Raw genomic sequence first — 3649 nt, forward strand, 5'->3', positions numbered from 1 at the left:
AATCTGCCTGGTGGGCATCAGCCGCCTCCATGGAAATGGTTAATTGGTCCCCCTCCCCTAGCTGAACTAAAATATCTTCTACCCGCTCTACATCTCTCCGGCCGATAAAAGGCCCCATCCATAAAGTTATGTCAGCCAAGCCACATCCCTCCTTAAAATCTGCCACTCTACTTTAATTTTGCCTTTCCACCGGCTACTTTATTTGAGCTGAGATTTTTCCTTGACTAGCTTGATTGTGTCCAATATAATGAGGACGACAATTGCATATATATTTCCTCGTTAGGTGAGGCTACTGCATAGACATAAGCCACTGCCCGGAAACGTCGAAAGACGCCAATGGGTCAACAGGTATTACCGGCTTAAGGTTTTACCTAATGTGGCTGAGAGCACTCTCTAGCTATGCATGAGCCAAAGCTCAACGAGTGGGGGGTATAAAGTTTAGGTCTTCCTGCTCGGGGAAGACTTTTTTGATCTATTTGGAAACCTAAAAAAGAAGGAGGTGAGGAGGTTGAAGAGGGTCGGCAATTTAAGTTTAACCGTGGTGACTGTAGCTCTCCTCAGTGCCTTTGCTTATTTTGCTTATCACGGGCACCGCATCACCGAGGTGGCCGGGCAGACTGCCGTTCTTTCTACTTTAGGAGTACTCCCCTATTATGCCCTGCGCTCTTTCTTACGGATGTTAGCGGCTTATTTTCTTTCCTTAATATTCTCCCTGACTTACGGTTATAAAGCGGCCACGGACGCCAGAGCCGAAAAGATCCTGCTTCCCGTTCTCGATGTGCTTCAATCGGTACCCATTTTAGGATTTTTCCCGGCAGCTATTTATTTTTTTGTCAGCCTGTTCCGGGGCAGCATTTTAGGTATTGAGCTAGCTTCTATCTTTTTAATCTTCACCAGTCAGGCCTGGAACATGACCTTCGGGTTTTACGAGTCTGTTACCACCATCCCTATCGAACTAAAAGAGGTGGCAGACGCCTACCAGGTTAACGGATGGCGCAGGTTTGTGAAGCTCTATCTCCCGGCAGGTATCCCTAAGCTTGTTTACAACAGCATCCTCTCCTGGAGCGGAGGCTGGTATTTCTTAATAGCGGCTGAAATCATAGCCATAGGCCCAGTAGAATATTCCTTGCCCGGTCTGGGTAGCTATCTCATAAAAACTGCAGAAGAAGGAAAATTAGGTTTAACTTTAGCCGGGCTTGCCACACTGGTGGCCATCATTGCCGTTATGAATACCTTCATATGGCATCCCCTTTCTACCTGGGCGGAAAATTTCAAGTACGAGTTTGAAACCGGCGGCGGGCGGACGCTTCCCAAAGGCTGGGGCTACCGGTTATGGTATGAAGCTCCGGTTTTCCGAGAGTTAAGGAGACTAATAGTATCAGGGGCTACCGCTCTGGGGAGGGCTATGATTTCTTTAGGGTCGAGGCTACCGGGACGTCCCTATTTCCCCCAAGTTGGCCGTGTTGTCTTCTGGGGGTTTTTGCTGTTACTCACTTACTCTCTCACCCGGGGATTAATAGCATTGGTTATACTCTTTCTTCCTCCTTGGCATGAAGAAATCTTTACCGTACCCCAAGCCATCTTCTATTCTTTCTTGCGCCTTCTGGCTGCATATATTTTGTCCTTGCTTTGGACTCTGCCCGTGGCCATCTGGATAGGACACAACGAAAAAGCTTACAATGTCCTTATGCCCGTTTTTGAAGTTTTGGCCTCGGTGCCCGCTACTGCTTTGTTCCCTATCATTGTTTTTCTTTTGGTGGGATTTGCCGGAGGTATGGAGCTGGCAGCCGTTTTACTAGTCCTTACCGGTATGCAGTGGTATCTGCTGTTTAACCTGGTAGCTGGTGTAAAGAGTATACCCAGAGATATGAAAGAAGCGGCCATGGTTTTTGGCCTTAGAGGTTTTAAATATTTGCGCCGGGTAGTCTTTCCGGCCCTCATCCCTTCCCTTGTAACAGGAAGTATTACTGCCTGGGGGGGAGGATGGAATGCGCTTATTGTTTCTGAGTACGTGGTCTATGCCGGCGAAACCTATATGGCTTTCGGTATCGGCTCCCTTTTAGATAAAGCCATATATACCACAGGAAACTTCCAGGTGATATGGTCCAGCCTTATGGCCATGGTCCTTGTCATTGTAGCGCTAAACCGTTTCTTCTGGCGCAGGCTTTATGAATGGGCTGCCACCAGGTTCTCCTTTGAGGCGGAAGAGTAAAGGGGGTGTGGTAGGTGGCATTGCTGGAAGTTGATCACGTTTATAAAACTTATAAAGACGGTACGCGTTCCCTGACCGTTCTCAATGACGTAAGCTTTACCATAAACAAAGGGGAATTCGTATGCATTGTAGGACCTTCGGGTTCCGGTAAAAGCACCCTTTTGAGAATGATAGCCGGACTGGACCGGCCAAGCCAAGGTGAAATCCGCTACCGTGGCCAACCTATCAATGGAGTTACGGACAGGATAGCTGTCGTATTTCAGTCCTTTGGTTTATTCCCCTGGCTCACCGTAAAGGAAAATGTAGCTTTGGGATTGGAAGCCAAAGGGATTCCGCGGCCGGAAAGAGAAAAGATAGCGAGCAAATATATTGATAAAGTAGGGCTCGATGGATTTGAGGAAGCGTACCCGCGTGAACTCTCCAGGGGAATGAAACAAAGGGTAGGTATCGCCCGGGCTTTAGCCATGGATCCAGAACTACTTTGCATGGACGAACCTTTTTCAGCTTTGGACGCCTTCACTGCTCAAAACTTAAGGGAGGAAGTTCTAGATCTATGGTTAGACGTTACTCTACCGGTCAAATCAGTCCTTATGGTAACCCACGGCATAGAAGAGGCTGTGTTCATGGCGGACAGAGTTATTGTGCTTTCCAAAAGGCCGGCCCATGTTTTGGCAGATGTAAAAATTGAATTGCCACGGCCCCGTAACATGAGGGATCAGGCTTTTTCAACTGTAGTGGATAAAATTTATTCGCTTCTCTTTTAGATGGCTGCTATAATATTATTTAAACAGTAGAAAAGCTGGCGGCAAAAGGGAGGGCAAAAATCTTGGACGTCGTGCCTCTACCCCCTGTGGGTATAGGGATGGTATTGGGGCTTTTGGAGATGTTGGAGGACGCTGAAGGAAAGGAAGATATTTTTAAATTGGCTAGGGGGCTTTCTCTGGAGCTTGACGATATTGAGCCGGTTATTGAAGCCGCCGTGTTGTTAGGACTGGTAAAGACAAGCGACGGAGATATTATTCTTACCGAAGTAGGTAAAGATCTCCTGGCAGCAGATATAAACGGGCGAAAGGCCATACTAGCCCGGCAATTAGAAGGCCTGGGAGTCTTTAAAGAAGTATTTCGGATGCTAAATTCGACGGGCAAGCGCAGCATCAAACGGGAGAAGCTAGTAGACTTTTTTGAGCAAAGCATGTCTGATGAAGACGCAGAACAGCTCTTCAAAACCATTGTAGATTGGGGCCGGTTTGCAGAGGTCATCTCTTACGATCCTCAAACCGAACGCCTTTATTTGCAAAACAGCTAAGTTTTGTCTCTTGACAAACCGATACTGCGCTCTATATAATAATTGGTGCGCGTGGGGCTATAGCTCAGTTGGGAGAGCGCTTGAATGGCATTCAAGAGGTCGGGGGTTCAAATCCCCCTAGCTCCACCAAG

Annotated in this window: 3 protein-coding genes, 1 tRNA gene and 1 riboswitch; all 4 genes read left to right on the forward strand. The window is 47.6% G+C overall.

Annotated elements, in window-relative coordinates:
• The first annotated feature begins 268 nt into the window (after positions 1-268).
• A riboswitch (M-box (ykoK) riboswitch) is annotated at positions 269-434 on the forward strand.
• Between the two features lie 74 nt (positions 435-508).
• The 4 genes from L5656_RS10890 (at position 509) to L5656_RS10905 (ending at position 3647) form a co-directional block, all read left to right on the forward strand.
• Positions 509-2212 (forward strand): ABC transporter permease, encoded by a 1704-nt coding sequence (locus L5656_RS10890; protein ID WP_297202865.1) that lies wholly within the window; start codon positions 509-511, stop codon positions 2210-2212.
• 14 nt (positions 2213-2226) lie between these two features.
• Positions 2227-2976, forward strand: coding sequence for an ABC transporter ATP-binding protein (locus tag L5656_RS10895; RefSeq protein WP_297202867.1), 750 nt, complete (start codon positions 2227-2229; stop codon positions 2974-2976).
• A 71-nt stretch (positions 2977-3047) separates the two neighbouring features.
• Positions 3048-3518, forward strand: a complete 471-nt coding sequence (locus tag L5656_RS10900) for an AAA-associated domain-containing protein (RefSeq protein ID WP_297202869.1) — start codon at positions 3048-3050, stop codon at positions 3516-3518.
• Positions 3519-3571: 53 nt separating this feature from the next.
• Positions 3572-3647, forward strand: a tRNA-Ala gene (locus L5656_RS10905).
• The last annotated feature ends 2 nt before the right edge of the window (positions 3648-3649 follow it).

The sequence above is a fragment of the Thermanaeromonas sp. genome, assembly GCF_021890735.1.
In the GTDB taxonomy this organism is placed as follows: domain Bacteria; phylum Bacillota; class DSM-521; order Neomoorellales; family Neomoorellaceae; genus Thermanaeromonas.